Below are 15,400 nucleotides of genomic sequence, written 5' to 3'. Positions count from 1 at the left end.
ACGGTTCAGTCGAGCATGACCGGGCGGGCGTTCGCCCGTTCTGCTTCACCCGTAGCGGCGGATGCCGTTCGATTCTAGATAGTCGAGGATCAGCCGTGCGGCCTCTTCGGGCTCCGGTCCGACATGGAGGTTTTCGGCCGAGGCCGTGGCGGAACTCGTCCGCATCAGTTTCGGCCGGGCGCGATAGGGGCGCTCCTCCACGGGATCGGTAGAGGCGTCGGCCGCCTCGGCTACGTGGCGCCGGATCGTCCCGCGGCGCATGGCACCAAAGGCAAAGGGCAGGGGCGCTGGAGCCAGCGGATGCACGGTGACGAGAGCCGGCAGCCGCACGGTCACCCGGCGGCGCGCCCCTTTTGCCAGAGCCTGATCGACCACGAGCGTATCCGTTGCCTCGCCGGGCGTCAGGGCGACGGCGTCGGCCAGGATCGGCAGGCCGAGAGCTTCGGCGAGCGCGTAGGGCAGGAGACCGCTGTCGAAGCCGCCTTCGCCTCGTCTTCCGGCGAGGATCAGATCCGCCTTCTGGGCCTTCAGAAAATCCGTGAGCGCCGACACGGGATCGGCTTCCGGCGGCAGCGACAGGATATCCAGCGCGGACAGGCCATGGCCGAGCGATTCCTGGACACCGTCTTCGCAATCGCCGGCATGAAGTCCGGTCAGGGTGCCGCCGAGTGCCGTCCCGAGCCCGATCGCCTGGGCTTCAAGCCGCGAGAGAACCGCCCGGCCGGAGACCGGATGGCGGGCATCGGAGAGGAGCACGACGGATTTCACGACTGGCGCTCCTTCAACAGCTTGATGAGGGCCGGCATCACCAGTTGCGCGTCCTGCACGATGGCGAGTCCCGCCCGTTCGATCATCGCGGCATGAAGGTCGGTGTTGACGGCGATCACTTGTTCGCAGGCGGCAATGCCCTGAAGGTGCTGCGGCGCGCCGGAAATGCCGAGGGCGAAATAGCAGTCGGCGGCAAGCACCGTGCCCGACGCGCCCACCTGAGCGCCGCGCGGCATCAGCCCAGCATCGCAGACCACACGGCTCGCGCCGGGCGTTCCCTTCATCAGCGCAGCCAACTCGCGAAAGCCTTCGAAATCGGTCACGCCATTGCCGGCGGAAACCACGAAATCGGTCTCCGATAGCGCAAGCCGCGCCGGATCGCCCGGGATGATTTCGACCGACAGGATCGCCTGATCGTCGGAGGGCGCCGTCTCGAACTCCAGCGGGCGCGCTTCGCCGGGTGCGCCGGCGTGCATCTTCGCCCGATCTTCGCCCAGCGTCATCAGGCGCGGCGGCGCGGCGGCGAGTTCGGCGCGGCGGCCGCGGTTCGGACGCACCACCTGGCGGGCGGTCAGATGTTCGACATTCGAAAACAGCGGTTCGCCGAGCGCGACGGACAGCCGCCGTGCACAATCGGCGGCATCGCCATCCTCGGCAAAGAGGACGTGGCGCGGGGCATGGGTCTCGATGGCTGCGCGCAGTGCCGCCGCACGCGCGGACGCCGATCCGTTCGTCGGAAGGCTCATCACCCGGTCGGCGCCGGCCGCGCCCAGGCCGTCGATCTCTTCCGCGACGATGGCGACGACCGCGCCGCCTCCACCACCGGCATCGGCCAGAAGCCGCGCGCCGCCCAGGACCTGCCGGTCGAAGCGCGAGAGGCGGCCCCCCGGCGCGTCCACGAAGGCAAACACCAGAAACGCCGGTTCCTCGATGATCCGCACCGTTGGCTCGGTGGAGACCGCTTCGGCCGCGCTTCCGACCCGCGCAGCTTCGACATTCGACGCCCCGCCCCGCGCCACAGGGCGCTGGGAGCGGTCGTAGCGCCGGCGGCCGGGCCGATCGATCAGGCTTGCCGCCCATTCCTGTCGCGGATCGCGGCGTGGGGGTCCGATGGGATTGCTCGCCGTGCGGGAGGACAGATCATAGCGTCTGCGGCCGTTCTCGCCGGAAGCGACGCGCTGTTCGGTGCGCGACGCGCGAGGATCGATCCGTGGTCTCGTCATGCCGGTTCGAGCTCCCGCGCGGCGGAAGTGGACGCGGTCGCCTTCGAGCCGGCCTGCACCGCCTCCCAGACGAGCTCGGCGATGTCTTTCACGTCCGGGCGTTCGCCGGTCACGCCTTCGAGCATCGCCGTGCACTGCGGACAGGCGACCGCGACGACGCTTGCGCCGGTCTCCCGGGCCTGGCTCATGCGGATGTCCGGGATACGGGTGTCGCCGGGAATGTCGGTCGACGGCGCGCCGCCGCCGCCGCCGCAGCACATGGAGCGCTTGCCCGAGCGCGCCATTTCTCGGCGTTCGAGCCCCAGCGCGTCGATCAGCGAGCGCGGCGCTTCCGTCTCGCCATTGTAGCGGCCGAGATAGCAGGGGTCGTGATAGGTGATCGCACGCGCGGCAAGGGACGCGGGTGAAAGACGCTTTTCGGCAATCAGTTCCGAGAGGAACGCCGTGTGGTGGATCACCGGGAAATCGCCGCCAAACGCCGGATATTCGTTGCGCAGCACGTGGAGGGCATGGGGGTCGGCGGTCAGGATACGGCGGAAGCGGTAGGCCGAGAGCGTTGCGATATTCTGCCTGGCGAGCCTCTGGAAGGTCGCCTCGTCCCCGAGACGGCGGGCGAGATCGCCGCAGTCGCGCTCCTCGGCGCCCAAAACGGCGAATTCGACGCCCGCCGCGTTGAGCGTCTGGATCAGCGCGCGCAATGTCCTCTGGCCGCGCAGATCGTAGGCGGCCTGGCCGAGCCACAACAGGATATCCGTTTCGCCCGTCTCGGCGATCCGGGGGAGGGACAGGCCGGCGGCGAAGTCCGTCCGTTCCGAGAGCGCCCGTCCGTTCGGCTCGTCGCAGCCGCGATAGTGGCCGAGAGGCTCTTCCGCCTTCAGCGGAATCGCGCCGAGTTCCAGCGTCTGGAAGCGCCGCATGTCGACGATCGCATCCACATGCTCGATCATCATCGGGCATTCCTCGACGCAGGCGCGGCAGGTCGTGCAGGACCAGAGCGTGTCGGGATGGATCATGCCTTCGGGCGACACGATCCGAGCATGCAGCCCTGCCGACCCTGCGACCGGCCGCTCGTTCGGGTAGGGCATGCCGGCATAGGGCCGCGCATGCCCCCCGGCCTGAGCGGCGGCGAGATCGGCGATGAGGTGCTTGGGGCTCAGCGGCTGGCCCGCGGCAAAGGCCGGGCAGGCGGCTTCGCAGCGTCCGCACTGGACGCAGGCGTCGAAGGAGAGAAGCCGGTTCCAGGCGAAGTCCTGGGGCGTTTCGTTACCGAGCTTGTCGCCCTCGAGGTCGATCGGGCGCAACCCGGTCTCGCGGCTGCCCTCGAAGCGAGCGGCGCGGGGATGGGCGACGAGATGGGTCGCGCCCGCCAGTGCATGGCGCATCGGGCCCGTCGCGACTTCATAGGCGAGCATCAGCCCGCCGGCCGCGGCGACGACGAATGTGAGGAAGGCGATCGCCGGCACCGGGTTGCCGAATGCGGCAAGCGCCGAGGTCAGGATGCCGCCGAGGGCAAAGGCGCCGAGATAGACCGGAAAGCGCTGCCAACGGCCAAGCGACAGCCGCTTCATGGCGCGCGGATAGCGCCTGCGACCCACCAGAACGACGCCGGCCGCCATGATCAGGAAGGCCAGGGTCACGACGGCCCAGTAGAGCTGCGAGGCGGCAAGCGCAGGGATCAGCCCGAGGACGAGAAGGCCGCTGGCGGCGACCAGACCGCCCGCCACCGGGACATGCATTCGCGAGGCCGACTTGTCGCGATCGACCACGTGATGGACATCGACGAGATAGCGCTTCGGCAGCGCCTTCAGGCCGGCGACCCAGTCGACCTTGGCCGGCCGGCCGCTCCGCCACAGCGCCACGCGCCGTCCCAGCTGGACCGCCGCAACGGCGACCATGGCGACCACGAGCCAGGGAAGGAAGGCGGCGGGGGTCATGGGTGGCGCCGTTTCTCGGTCGAGCGCCGGAGATTGCTCGCGATCGAAAAGGGGACGGCTCCGCACCCCCCTCTGTCCTGCCGGACATCTCCCCCGCAAGGGGGGAGACCCGAGTGACCTCGATGCGATGCATCAAGACCAGCGTGGTTTTCCGGTAACAGCGGCCGAGACCGTGGCGGCGCGATGACCCAGCCGATCTCCCCCCTTGCGGGGGAGATGCCGGCAGGCAGAGGGGGGTGAGCGTGCCGTCGCGCTGAGATTTGCGCGATACGGCAAGGCGTGGGGGGCACGGCTTGCGCCGCTCGCTCACTGAGGCTCCCCGCGAAGACCGTCCGGAGGCCGCCCATCGCTCAAAGGTCCTTGCAAAGACGGAGGGCGTCGTAGATGGCGGCGTGGATGTTGCGGCCGGCCACCGCATCGCCGATGCGGTAGAGCGTATAGCCTTCGGCAGCGCCGGCGCCGTTCACCTCGAAGGGCTGCGGCCGGCCTTCGACCACCGAGGCAAGGTCGGTGAAGCCCTTGTTCTTCGAGCCGTCCTTCAGCGCGAAATGGATGCCGTCCACGGGCACCGTCCCGTAATCGACCACCACATGATCGACCACGCGCTCTTCCTCGGCGTCGGTCATCGTGTTGCGCAGGGCGGCGATCATCCGGTTGCCTTCCGGGTAGATCTCGATCAGCTCCATGTTCGGCGTCATCATCACGCCGAGCTTGTAGAGTTCGCGCAGATGGACCGGCTGGTTGGTGCCGCCGATGTCCTCGCCGATCATCCGGTCGTGGGTGACGAGCTCGACGAGACAGCCCTTCTTGGCAAGGTGTTCGGCGGTCGAGACGGCGTTGTGGTCGCCCATCTCGTCATAGACAAGAACGGTGCCGGCCGGCTCCACACGGCCTTCGAGCACGTCCCAGGTCGACACAGCGTTTTCGGCGCCCTTGGCCTCGCCGCGGTTCGGTAGCCCGCCGGTCGCGACGATGACGATGTCCGGCGACAGCGCAAAGATCGCCGCATCGTCGGCCTCGGTGTTCAGGCGGATGTCGACGCCGAGCTTCTGCACCTGGGCGACGAGCCAGCGCGGGATGCCCGTCAGCGCTTCGCGCCACGTCGCTTTCGCGGCGGTCAGAACCTGGCCGCCCAGCCTGTCGGTCTTTTCGAACAGCGTTACCTCATGGCCGCGTTCGGCGAGCACGCGGGCGGCTTCGAGGCCGCCGACGCCGCCGCCGACGACAACGGCGCGCTTCCTGACCTCGGCCTTTGCGATGACGTGGGGCATCGTCGACTCGCGCCCGGTCGCCGCGTTCTGGATGCACAGCGCGTCCTTGCCGATATAGATGCGGTCGATGCAATAGCCGTAACCGATGCATTGGCGAATGTCGTCGGCGCGACCTTCGGTCAGCTTCTTGACGAGATGCGGGTCGGCAATGTGGGCGCGGGTCATGGCGACCATGTCGACATGGCCTTCGGCCACCGCACGCGCGCCGGTCGCCAGATCGGTCACCCGTTGGGCATGGAAGATCGGGACATCGACTTCGCGCTTCACCGCTGACGCAATCGGAAGATAAGGCGCGACGGGAAAGGACATGTTCGGCAGCGACACGGCGTGGGCGATGTGGTCGCGCGCCTGGCCGCCCATGACATTCAGGAAGTCGACCAGCCCGCGACCTGCGTATTCGGTCGCGATCGCGATCAGGTCTTCCGCCGTCAGCCCGCCTTTCAGCATCTCGTCGCCGGTCATCCGCATGCCGATGACGTAGTCGTCGCCGACCGCCTCGCGCATGGCCGTCAGGACCTCGATGCCGAAGCGCATGCGGTTTTCGAGGCTGCCGCCATACTTGTCGGTACGGTGGTTCGTTAAAGACGACCAGAACTGATCGACCAGATGGCCATGGGCAGCGGAGATTTCGCAGCCGTCGAGCCCGCCTTCCTTGCAACGCCGGGCGGCCTCAGCGAAATCATGAATGATGCGGTCGATCTCTTCCTGTTCCAACTCCTTGGCGACGGAGCGGGAGGCCGGCTCGCGGGTGACCGAGGGCGCCTTCACCGGGAACCAGTTCTCCGTATCCCACTTGGTGCGCCGGCCCATATGGGTCAGCTGGATCATCAGCTTGGCGCCGTGCTGGTGGATCCGGTCGGAGAACTGCCGGAAGAACGGCACGACGGAGTCATCGGCCACCGAAATCTGGTTCCAGGGGGCGGCGGGGCTATCCATGGAGACCGAAGACGAGCCGCCGAACATGGTCAGGCCAATGCCGCCCTTGGCCTTTTCCTCGTGATAGAGCTGATAGCGCTCCTGCGGCTTGCCGTCCTTGCCGAAGGACGGCGCGTGCGACGTCGACATCACCCGGTTGCGGATCGTCAGCCCCTTGATGGTCAGGGGCTTGAGGAGAGCTTCGGCATTGGCGATCATGATGGAGTGCCCTCCTTAAATGCGTCTGGCGAGCGGGCGGTAACTAGCGATCGATCACGAGATCGGTGACCGGCTTCGAGCAGCACAGGAGCGCCATGCCGGCGTCGACCTCGCGCTGGCGAATGCCGCCGCCGTGTTTCATGTCGACCTTGCCGCTCGTGACCTTGGATTTGCAGGTGCCGCAAAGGCCCTTGGAGCATGACGACGGCACGCGGATGCCGGCGCGGCGCGCGGCTTCCATGACGGTCATGCCTTCCGGGCATTCGACGGTGCGGCCGGACTTGGTAAATTCGAGCTGGTAGACCTTGACGTCGGTGGTGATCGCCTCGGTCGCCTCGGCGATCTGCTCCTGGGCTTCCTCGGTAAAGGAGTCGAAGTTGAAGCTCTCCTGATGGTAGCGGCTCATGTCGAAGCCGGCTTCCTTCAGGAGCGTCCGCGCCGCCTTCATGAAGGGCGCCGGGCCGCAGACGAAGATCACCCGTTCCTTGTAGTCGGGGCAGATCACTTCGAGCTTGCCACGATCGAGCCGGCCGCGAAGCCCCGACCAGCATTCGAACGGTGAATCGCGCTCGCAGATGAAGGTCGGCTTGATCCAGTGGTTGCGGCGGCCCATCAGTTCGAGCTCATCGCGGAAGACGATGTCGTCGGGCGAGCGGGCTGCATGGATGAACTCGATGTCCGAGATCATCGCCAGATCGTAGGCGGCGCGGGTCATCGCCATCATCGGCGTAATTCCAGAGCCGCCGGACAGGAACAGGTACTTCGTGTCCTGCATGCCGGACCAGGAGAACTCGCCCATCGGCACTGTGGCCTTGACGAGCGAGCCCGGCTTGAACTCGTCATGCAGCCAGTTCGAAACCGGCCCGCCGGGCACGCGTTTCACCGTGATCGATACGGTGTCGCGCCGGGTCGGGGGCGAGGAGATCGTGTAGCAGCGCTGAATCGTCTCGCCATTGATCTCGAACTCGAAGGTCATGAACTGACCGGAGACGAATTCGAACTGGCGCTCATGCCGCGGCGCCAGGACGAAGGTCTTGACGTCATGGGTTTCTTCGCGCACCGCGCGGCAGATGAGGAACTCGTCCTCCTCCGGCTCCCAGCGGAAATAACCGGTCGGCACGGGACCGATGGCGGGCGTTGGCGCAGCTGCATCCATGACGTTGCGACCCCTCAAGACTCAGGCGACGGCGCGGGTCTCGGCGAGATGCGACAGCATCCGGCCGACATACCAGTTGACGAATTTCTCGACGAGCATTTCGGTGTGCGGCGAATAGGGGCCGGGGATGTAGCCATCGCCTTCGACGCCCTGCTGGCAATAGCCGACGAGATCGGAATCCTGCTGGTTGGTCGCCATCCAGACGCCGATGAGGTTCTGAAGATCGTAGTCGACGCCTTCGACCGCATCCTTGTGGACGAGCCATTTGGTCCTGAGCAGGGAGTGCGTCGCGTCGAGCGGGAGGACCGAGAAGACCACCGCATGATCGCCCATGAAGTGATGCCAGGAGTTCGGCTGCGTCCAGAAATGCAGGGCGCCGGCCTTGGCGTTGGTCAGATTGCCCATCAGCTTCTTGCAGGCGCGCTTGGTGTCCATCGTGTGGCTCTCGCCGTCACCGGCCAGCGGCAGGCGCTCGGTGCGATAGCCCGTCACCATGTCGTCCAGCCGATCGACCTCGCGCGAGGGAAGGCCCATCGCTTCCCAGCCCTCGTGATTGTCGTTCAGCATGCAGGCGTATTGCTCCGCATGGACGCGCTCGTCGTCGCTCAGCTCTTCGGGCGCGAAGCCGAAACCATAGGCGAACAGCGGCACGGTCAGCTCGGGATGGTTGGCACCGCAGTGATAGCACTCGCGGTTGTTCTCCATCGTGAGCTTCCAGTTGCCCGGCTCGATCAGGTCGTGCTGATAGGCAACCTTGGTCTCGCGCAGATTGTGGGGCGCGAGATAGGGCGCCATCACCCGCTCGAGTTCGTCGAAATCCTGGGGCGGATTGTCGGCGAGGCAGATGAAGAGCAGGCCTTCGAGCGAGCGCAGGTGCACCGGCTTCAGACCATGGCAGGACTTGTCGAAATCCTCGCCCATATGCTCGGCGTGGATGAGCTCGCCGGTCGGCGCATAGACCCAGGAGTGATAGCGACAGACCACGTTGCCGACGGTGGTCTTCTCGTCGTGGACGAGGCGGGCGCCACGATGGCGGCAGACATTGTGGAAGGCGCGGACTTCGCCGTCATCGTCGCGGATGATCAGGACGGATGTCTTGCCGACATCGACGACCATGACATCGCCCGGTTCCGGCACGTCCGGCTCGACGCCGACGAACAGCCAGTGCCGGCCGAAGATGACTTCCATGTCGGCCTTGAAGATCGCATCGTCCACATAGAACGGCGCTTCGAGCGTGTGGCCCTTCTTGCGGTGGGTCAGGCGGGCAACGAGATCATCCAGCATGCTGCATCTCCTGAAAGCCGGTCGGAGAGGGGCGCCGGCTGCGCCCGAATTGGTTGGAACCGGGGCGGGGCTTCGTTGCCGACCGCCTCATCGGAAAGCCTTGCGGCTCAGGCAAAATCCTTGGCGGCCTCGACAAGGAACCCGTGGACGTAGGTGGCGAAAGAGCGCCAGCAGGTGACCTTGAAGCTGTCCTCGGCCAGCCGTGTCAGAACGATGTCGGACTTGGCGAGAATGGTGCGGGTCGCCGCGCCGACCGGGAAGCTGCGCAGCGACAGATCGATCGGCGCCCCGGCGTTGATCACGAAATCGGCGTGCTCGCCCTCGACCAGGAAGGACACGTCGCGATGGGAGACGTCGACAAGCGAGAAGGCGCGATTGTCCATCGTGGTGGAAATCGCCTCGGCGACTTCCTCCAGATCGGCGGCCGGGCAGGTGAACAGCCACTCGTCCGGCCCGAGCCGAAGCGCGGCCCTGTCGCCGGACACCGTCCGGCTGTTCATTGCGCCGTCGACCCGAAAGCCGGCGACTTCACTCTGGCCGGCCAGAGCCGACTCCTTGGCGCGGAAGGACAGGCGGCCCTCCGGCCCGATCGGCTCGACGCGAACATGCGACGCGGCCTTCATGGGAGCGACGGCCGGCGTGCGGCGGGCGACATTGACTTCAAGCATCTGCCGTTTCTCCCTTCACGTCGTAAAAGACGGCGTTGGAAATCGTCGCTTCGGTAAAGCCCTGCGGGGTCGTCACCCAGACCGTTTCGCCGATCCGAGAGCGACCGTCGGCGAGCATCGCCATGGCGATCGAGCGTCCGCAATTCGACGAGGCATAGGATGAGGTGACGTGGCCGAGCATCTTCATCGGGATCGGCTGCGCCGGGTCGTCGACGATCTGCGCACCCTCATCGAGCACCTCATCGCTATTCTTGGTCAGAAGGCCAACGAGCTGCTTGCGGCCCGAAGCCACCATATCCGGCCGGGTCAGCGAGCGCTTGCCGACGAAGTCCGGCTTGACCTTGGACACGAGGCCCGAAAGCCCGAGATCGTCCGGTGTCGCCGTGCCGTCGGTTTCCTGACCGACGATGATGAAGCCGACCTCGCAGCGCAGGACGTGCATCGTCTCCGTGCCGTAGGGCACGATGTCGTATTTCTGGCCGGCCTCGTAGAGCGTCTTCCAGACGGACTCGGCATAATCGGCCGGCACGTTGATCTCGAAGCCCTGTTCGCCGGTGAAGGACACGCGGAAGAGCCGGCACGGCACGCCGCAGACGAAGCCGCTGGTCACGCTCATGTGCGGGAAGACATCGTCGGAGAAGTCGACATCCGTGACGAAAGGCTCCAGCAGCTTGCGGGCATTCGGGCCCTGCAGCGCGATGACCGCCCATTGCTCGGTGATCGAGGTCAGGAAGACGTCGAGATCCGGCCATTCGGTCTGGAGATAGTCCTCCATATGGGCGAGAACGCGCGGCGCGCCGCCGGTCGTCGTCGTAACGTGGAAGCGATCCTCGGCGAGCCGCGCGACGACGCCGTCGTCATAGACGAAACCGTCTTCCCGCAGCATCAGGCCGTAGCGGCACCGGCCGGGCTTCAGCTTGGTCCAGGCATTGGTGTAGATGCGGTTCATGAACTCGGCCGCATCGGGGCCGACGATCTCGATCTTGCCGAGCGTCGAGGCGTCGAAGATGCCGACGGAGGTGCGGACCGCCTTGGTCTCGCGGGCAACGGCAGCGCGCATGTCCTCGCCGTCCTTCGGGAAGTAGCGGGCGCGCCGCCACAGGCCGACCGGCTCGAAGACCGCACCGTTCTTCTCCGCCCACGGGTCGATGGCGGTCTTACGGACCGGATCGAACAGATCGTCGCGAGCAGGGCCGACCAGCGCACCGAAGGTGACCGGCGTGTAAGGCGGACGGAAGGTCGTGGTGCCGACGGCCGGAAGCTCGCGGCCGAGCGTGCCGGCGACGAGGCCGAGCGCGTTCATGTTCGACGTCTTGCCCTGGTCCGTCGCCATGCCGGTCGTCGTGTAGCGCTTGACGTGCTCGATCGACTGGAAGCCCTCGCGGACGGCGAGCTTGATGTCCTTGGCAGTGACGTCGTTCTGGAAGTCGATGAACGCCTTGACGCGCGACGGATCGGCATCGGTCGGCAGCACGCGCACCGGCTGGAAGCCGGTGTAGCTCGGCGTCGCCTCGACGGTCACGGAACCGCCACCGGCTTTTGCCCCGTCGGCAATGACCGCGGCGAGATCGTAGACTCCATGGCAGGCGCCGGCCGAACGTTCGGCCTGGGCCGATTGGCCCGGCAGGAAGGCGTCCAGCTCGGCGTCGAAGGCCAGCTTGCCGCGTGACTGGGAGAACAGGTGGACGGACGGCGTCCAGCCGCCCGACATGCCGACGCAGTCGCAGGCGAGGGTGGTCTTGTCGCCGATCTGGCCGCCATTGCCGAGCGGAGCGACGACGAGGCCGGTGACCCGCTTCGTGCCGAGCGACTTGATGACTGTGTGGCCGGTCTTCACCGTGATACCAGCCGCGCGAGCATCGGCGAGCTCGGCTCCGCAGTCTTGCTCCAGGCGAATGTCGACCAGCGTCACGCCCATGCCCGCCGCCTTGGCGTCGAGGGCGGCGCGATAGGCCGAGGCGCCGCTCGTGGCGACGACGATCTCCTTGCCCGGCAGGACGGCGTAGCGATTTATGAAGGCGCGCACGCTGTCGGCGAGCATGATGCCTGGCCGGTCATTGTTCTCGAAGACCAGCGGCCGCTCGTGGCTGCCCGCCGCGAGGATCACCTCGCCAGCGCGCACCTGCCAGAGACGCTCGCGGGCAAGCGATTCCGGCGCAGCGTCGCGATGGTCGGCAACCCGCTCGACCATGGCGACGTGGTTGTGATTGTAATAGCCGAAGACGGTCGTGCGCGGCAGGACGACGACGTTCTCGCGGGCGTCGAGCGCGGCAAGTGTCTCCTCGACCCAGGCCATCGCCGGCTTGCCTTCGATCGTCGAGGTCGCGTCGTTGAGTAGCGAACCGCCGAGTTCGAAGCCTTCGTCGGCCAGAATGACCCGCTTCGACCCGTCGGCCGAGGCCGCGAGCGCCGCCGACAAGCCGGCCGGGCCGGCTCCGACGACGAGCACGTCACAATGGGCATGGCGATTGGCGTAACGGTCGCTATCGGGCACTTCCGGGGCTTCACCCAGGCCGGCGGCGCGGCGGATCACCGGCTCGTAGACCTTGTCCCAGAACTTCCGCGGCCACATGAAGGTCTTGTAGTAGAAGCCCGCCACGAAGATCGGCGACAACAGATCGTTGACCGCGCCGACATCGGTCTCGAGCGACGGCCAGTGGTTCTGCGTCTTAGCGACGAGACCCTCCCGCGCTTCGACGACCGTGGCGCGGTTGTTGGGGTCGCGGTAGCCGGGGCCGCGATCGGCGCGCCAGTCGACCGAGAGCAGCGCGCTCGGCTCATCGGAGCCATGAGACAGGATGCCGCGCGGGCGGTGGTACTTGAACGAGCGGCCGGCGAGATGCGAGCCGGAGGCCAAGAGCATCGAGGCGATCGTGTCACCGCGATAGCCGGAGAGCTTGCGGCCGTTGAAAGTGACCGTCAACGGCCTGGAGCGGTCGACACGACCGCCGGCGGCGAGGCGGAAAGGCTGGTTCATCATGGCCTCGCTCAAGCTCGGGTGACGTCGGAGCCGGCCTCGGGTCGAGGCGTGCCCATTTCATAGGTGGTAACGAAGCGGTCGCTGACCGTGTCGCGCAGGGCGTTGAACCAGCGGCCGCAGCCGTGATTGTGCACCCAGCGTTCGGCATGAACGCCGCGCGGATTGGTGCGGTAGTAGAGGAAGCCGGCCCAGTCCGCGTCGCTCGTTTCCGTCGGCGTTTCGGGGCGCGCAATGTGCGCCTCGCCGCCGCAGTGGAATTCGACCTCGGGACGTTCGCCGCAATAGGGGCAACGAATGAGCAGCATGGCGCGACGCCTTTCGAGAAAGCGGAAGGGGGTCAGTGGGCGACGGCGGCGGCCGCGGCCTCGTCGATCAGCCGGCCGGTGCGGAACCGGTCGAGGCTGTAGGGCGCATTGATCTCGTGCGGCTCGCCGGTGGCGAGCGTGTGGGCGAAGACGTGGCCGGAGCCGGGCGTCGCCTTGAAGCCGCCGGTTCCCCAGCCGCAATTCACGAACAGACCTTCAATCGGCGTCTTGCCGATGATCGGCGAGCGATCCGGCGTGACGTCCACGATGCCGCCCCAAGAGCGCAGCATGCGCATGCGGGTAAATTGCGGGAACAGCTCGCAGATCGCATCGAGCGTGTGATTGATGATCTGGATGCCGCCCTGCTGCGAATAGGAGACGTACTGGTCGGTGCCGGCGCCGATCACCAGTTCGCCCTTGTCGGACTGGGAGATGTAGGCGTGGACGGCGTTCGACATGACGACGCAGGGGAAGACCGGCTTGACCGGTTCTGAGACCAGCGCCTGAAGCGGCACGCTCTCCACCGGCATGCGCAGGCCGAAGCGGCCCATGACGACGCCCGTATTACCCGCCGCGACGACGCCGATGCGCTTGGCCCCGATCGTGCCCCGCGTCGTCTCGACGCCGGCCACCGACCCGTCGGGATGGCGCTTGAGGCCGGTGACCTCGCAATTCTGGATGATGTCGACGCCGCGGGCGTCGGCGCCGCGGGCATAGCCCCAGGCGACGGCGTCGTGCCGGGCGGTGCCGCCGCGCCGCTGCAGCGCGCCGCCGAGAACCGGATAGCGGATGTCCGGCGAGATCGACAGCGGCGGGCAGTATTCCTTGCACTCCTCCGGCGACAGCCACTCATTGTCGACGCCGTTCAGGCGGTTGGCGTAGACGTGGCGCTTGAAGGAGATGACGTCGTGATGATTGTGCGCGAGCATCAGGACGCCGCGCTGGGAGAACATCACATTGTAGTTCAGTTCCTGGGAGAGGCCCTCCCAGAGATTGACCGCGTGATTGTAGAGAGCGGCCGATTCGTCGAACAGATAGTTCGAGCGCACGATCGTCGTGTTGCGGCCCGTGTTGCCGCCGCCGATCCAGCCCTTTTCGAGAACCGCGACATTGGTGACGCCGTGGACGCTGGCCAGGTAATAGGCCGTCGCCAGCCCATGGCCGCCGCCACCGACGATGATGACGTCGTATTCCTTCTTGGGCTCGGGAGCGCGCCACTGGCGCCCCCATCCCTGATGGCCGGAAGCAGCTTCCTTGAGGAGGCGGGTAAGGGAGTAGCGGCGCATGGCAAATGCCCTCGATGTCGGTGGGGGACATTGCGCAGATTCACGTTTTCTACACTCACTCTAAAACGACGATTTTCATCAGAAATGCGACATCGGCGTCGTTTTTTTGGACGTGCCTGATGATGCGGCATCTGCCCGAAAAAGCATCGTTTCCTCAAGGGCTTGGCAGAAGGTCGCCCTTGTGCGCCGCACACGCCGAGACGGCGAAACAAGGGCGCAGGGACGCCGCATCGAAGCTTCGAGGAAGCGCAGGTCTGACGAAGCAATTGAAAACATTCGGCCATGACCGGCGCGAGGGCGTCACCGCTGTCCTGGGGGCGGTCTGTCACCCATGTCTCCGGGTCGGACAAGGGCGATTTGGTGGGCGCGCAGGGACTCGAACCCTGGACCTACAGATTAAAAGTCCGTTGCTCTACCAACTGAGCTACGCGCCCTGACCCAAGCCGCCGCTTCCGTCTCACAGCCGCGGCGGGATTGCAACCGCCCTGAACCGTGATGCCCGGGGGCGACCGATTCGACCAAGCATGGCCGAACTTCCCTTTCGCTTTGCGGCGAAAGCCGCGGCGTTCATAGATCGAGCCCGCCGCGCCATCAAGCCCGCTCTCGCGTTCTTGCGGAGGATGAGCCGCCCGCTCCGCCGTCCCGGTGAAACGAGGCGCGGGGAGAATAGGCGTTGCGTGGCCGAACAGGATGCGTGTCGCGCGGCGTGTGAGCGATCTCCAAATCTTGGATGCGGAAGACGGCCTCGATGCGACGAAGGCCGGTTCCGGTCGGTCCGCGCGAATCTCCACGGCGATCAGTTCCGCGATCGCCGTCCCGAGACGTGTCCAAAGGGTCCGCCGTGCGCGCCCACGGGAGACGCGTTCGGCAAGGGAAGCGGACCGGAAACGGAGATTTTGTGCATGATTTCAATCGGTTATACGGGTCATTCCGATTTTTTTCGGGCCCGAACCGAGAAAGCCCTTTTCATTCATCGGACTGTCGCATATATCGCGGCCATCGACGACGCAGACAGCGCGTTCGTCGCTGGCGCGGGGTGGAGCAGTCCGGTAGCTCGTCAGGCTCATAACCTGAAGGTCAGAGGTTCAAATCCTCTCCCCGCAACCAGTTTTCCCGAAAAATTCGACAGTCGGGATGGGCGGCATGATGTCGCTCTGGCGGCTTGTGACGCGCGTCCTACCGGCTTCCGTCCTTGGGAAACCGTTCTGTTGTCGCTGCGCTCTTCAGGCACGCCACCGACGCGCCGGTCGCGAGGCCATCAACGGCTCGTGAACGTCTTGGGCCAGGCGCCGACGACATCCGGGCGCTGAATTTTCCATCATCCTCGCCTATATGGCCCGCATCAGATGTCGGGGCGTTTGCGCGTGGCGCTTCCTCGCCCTATCCCCAAG

At 66.3% G+C, this 15,400-nt stretch carries 10 protein-coding genes and 2 tRNA genes; 1 reads left to right on the top strand and 11 read right to left on the bottom strand.

Annotation, left to right across the window (positions count from 1 at the left end):
• Nucleotides 1-45: 45 nt before the first annotated feature.
• The 11 genes from MF134_RS03355 to MF134_RS03305 form a co-directional block, all read right to left on the bottom strand.
• Entirely contained in the window at nucleotides 46-768 is a 723-nt protein-coding gene (locus MF134_RS03355) for an adenine nucleotide alpha hydrolase family protein (RefSeq protein WP_255337958.1), read from the bottom strand.
• On the bottom strand, nucleotides 765-1,991 hold the full coding sequence (locus MF134_RS03350; RefSeq protein WP_255337957.1) for an electron transfer flavoprotein subunit alpha/FixB family protein: 1,227 nt from the start codon (nucleotides 1,989-1,991) through the stop codon (nucleotides 765-767). Before MF134_RS03350 ends, MF134_RS03355 begins: the two co-directional genes overlap by 4 nt.
• Nucleotides 1,988-3,925 carry a (Fe-S)-binding protein gene (locus tag MF134_RS03345; RefSeq protein ID WP_255337956.1) on the bottom strand — a complete coding sequence of 646 codons (1,938 nt, stop codon included), beginning with the start codon at nucleotides 3,923-3,925 and terminating at the stop codon, nucleotides 1,988-1,990. Before MF134_RS03345 ends, MF134_RS03350 begins: the two co-directional genes overlap by 4 nt.
• Before the next feature lie 350 nt (nucleotides 3,926-4,275).
• On the bottom strand, nucleotides 4,276-6,330 hold the full coding sequence (locus tag MF134_RS03340) for an NADH:flavin oxidoreductase (protein ID WP_255337955.1): 2,055 nt from the start codon (nucleotides 6,328-6,330) through the stop codon (nucleotides 4,276-4,278).
• 43 nt (nucleotides 6,331-6,373) lie between these two features.
• Nucleotides 6,374-7,486 carry a hybrid-cluster NAD(P)-dependent oxidoreductase gene (locus MF134_RS03335; protein WP_255337954.1) on the bottom strand — a complete coding sequence of 371 codons (1,113 nt, stop codon included), beginning with the start codon at nucleotides 7,484-7,486 and terminating at the stop codon, nucleotides 6,374-6,376.
• Nucleotides 7,487-7,507: 21 nt separating this feature from the next.
• Complete coding sequence (locus MF134_RS03330; RefSeq protein ID WP_255337953.1) at nucleotides 7,508-8,770, bottom strand: aromatic ring-hydroxylating oxygenase subunit alpha; 1,263 nt, start codon at nucleotides 8,768-8,770, stop codon at nucleotides 7,508-7,510.
• Nucleotides 8,771-8,877: 107 nt separating this feature from the next.
• The gene (locus MF134_RS03325) at nucleotides 8,878-9,438 is read right to left on the bottom strand and encodes a sarcosine oxidase subunit gamma (protein WP_255337952.1); all 561 of its coding nucleotides are present in this window, start codon (nucleotides 9,436-9,438) and stop codon (nucleotides 8,878-8,880) included.
• Nucleotides 9,431-12,415 carry a sarcosine oxidase subunit alpha family protein gene (locus MF134_RS03320; protein WP_255337951.1) on the bottom strand — a complete coding sequence of 995 codons (2,985 nt, stop codon included), beginning with the start codon at nucleotides 12,413-12,415 and terminating at the stop codon, nucleotides 9,431-9,433. The genes MF134_RS03325 and MF134_RS03320 overlap by 8 nt, the downstream gene beginning before the upstream one ends.
• A gap of 11 nt (nucleotides 12,416-12,426) precedes the next feature.
• Nucleotides 12,427-12,723, bottom strand: a complete 297-nt coding sequence (locus MF134_RS03315) for a sarcosine oxidase subunit delta (RefSeq protein WP_255337950.1) — start codon at nucleotides 12,721-12,723, stop codon at nucleotides 12,427-12,429.
• A 32-nt stretch (nucleotides 12,724-12,755) separates the two neighbouring features.
• Nucleotides 12,756-14,009 carry a sarcosine oxidase subunit beta family protein gene (locus MF134_RS03310; RefSeq protein ID WP_255337949.1) on the bottom strand — a complete coding sequence of 418 codons (1,254 nt, stop codon included), beginning with the start codon at nucleotides 14,007-14,009 and terminating at the stop codon, nucleotides 12,756-12,758.
• Nucleotides 14,010-14,367: 358 nt separating this feature from the next.
• A tRNA-Lys gene (locus MF134_RS03305) sits at nucleotides 14,368-14,443 on the bottom strand.
• 596 nt (nucleotides 14,444-15,039) lie between these two features.
• Between MF134_RS03305 and MF134_RS03300 the strand changes: the two genes are divergently transcribed.
• A tRNA-Met gene (locus MF134_RS03300) sits at nucleotides 15,040-15,116 on the top strand.
• The last annotated feature ends 284 nt before the right edge of the window (nucleotides 15,117-15,400 follow it).

It is taken from the genome of Jiella marina, from assembly GCF_024359545.1.
GTDB lineage: Bacteria > Pseudomonadota > Alphaproteobacteria > Rhizobiales > Rhizobiaceae > Jiella.
The sequence above is the reverse complement of the archived record's forward strand: the minus strand, read 5'-3'. Positions and strand labels throughout refer to the sequence as shown.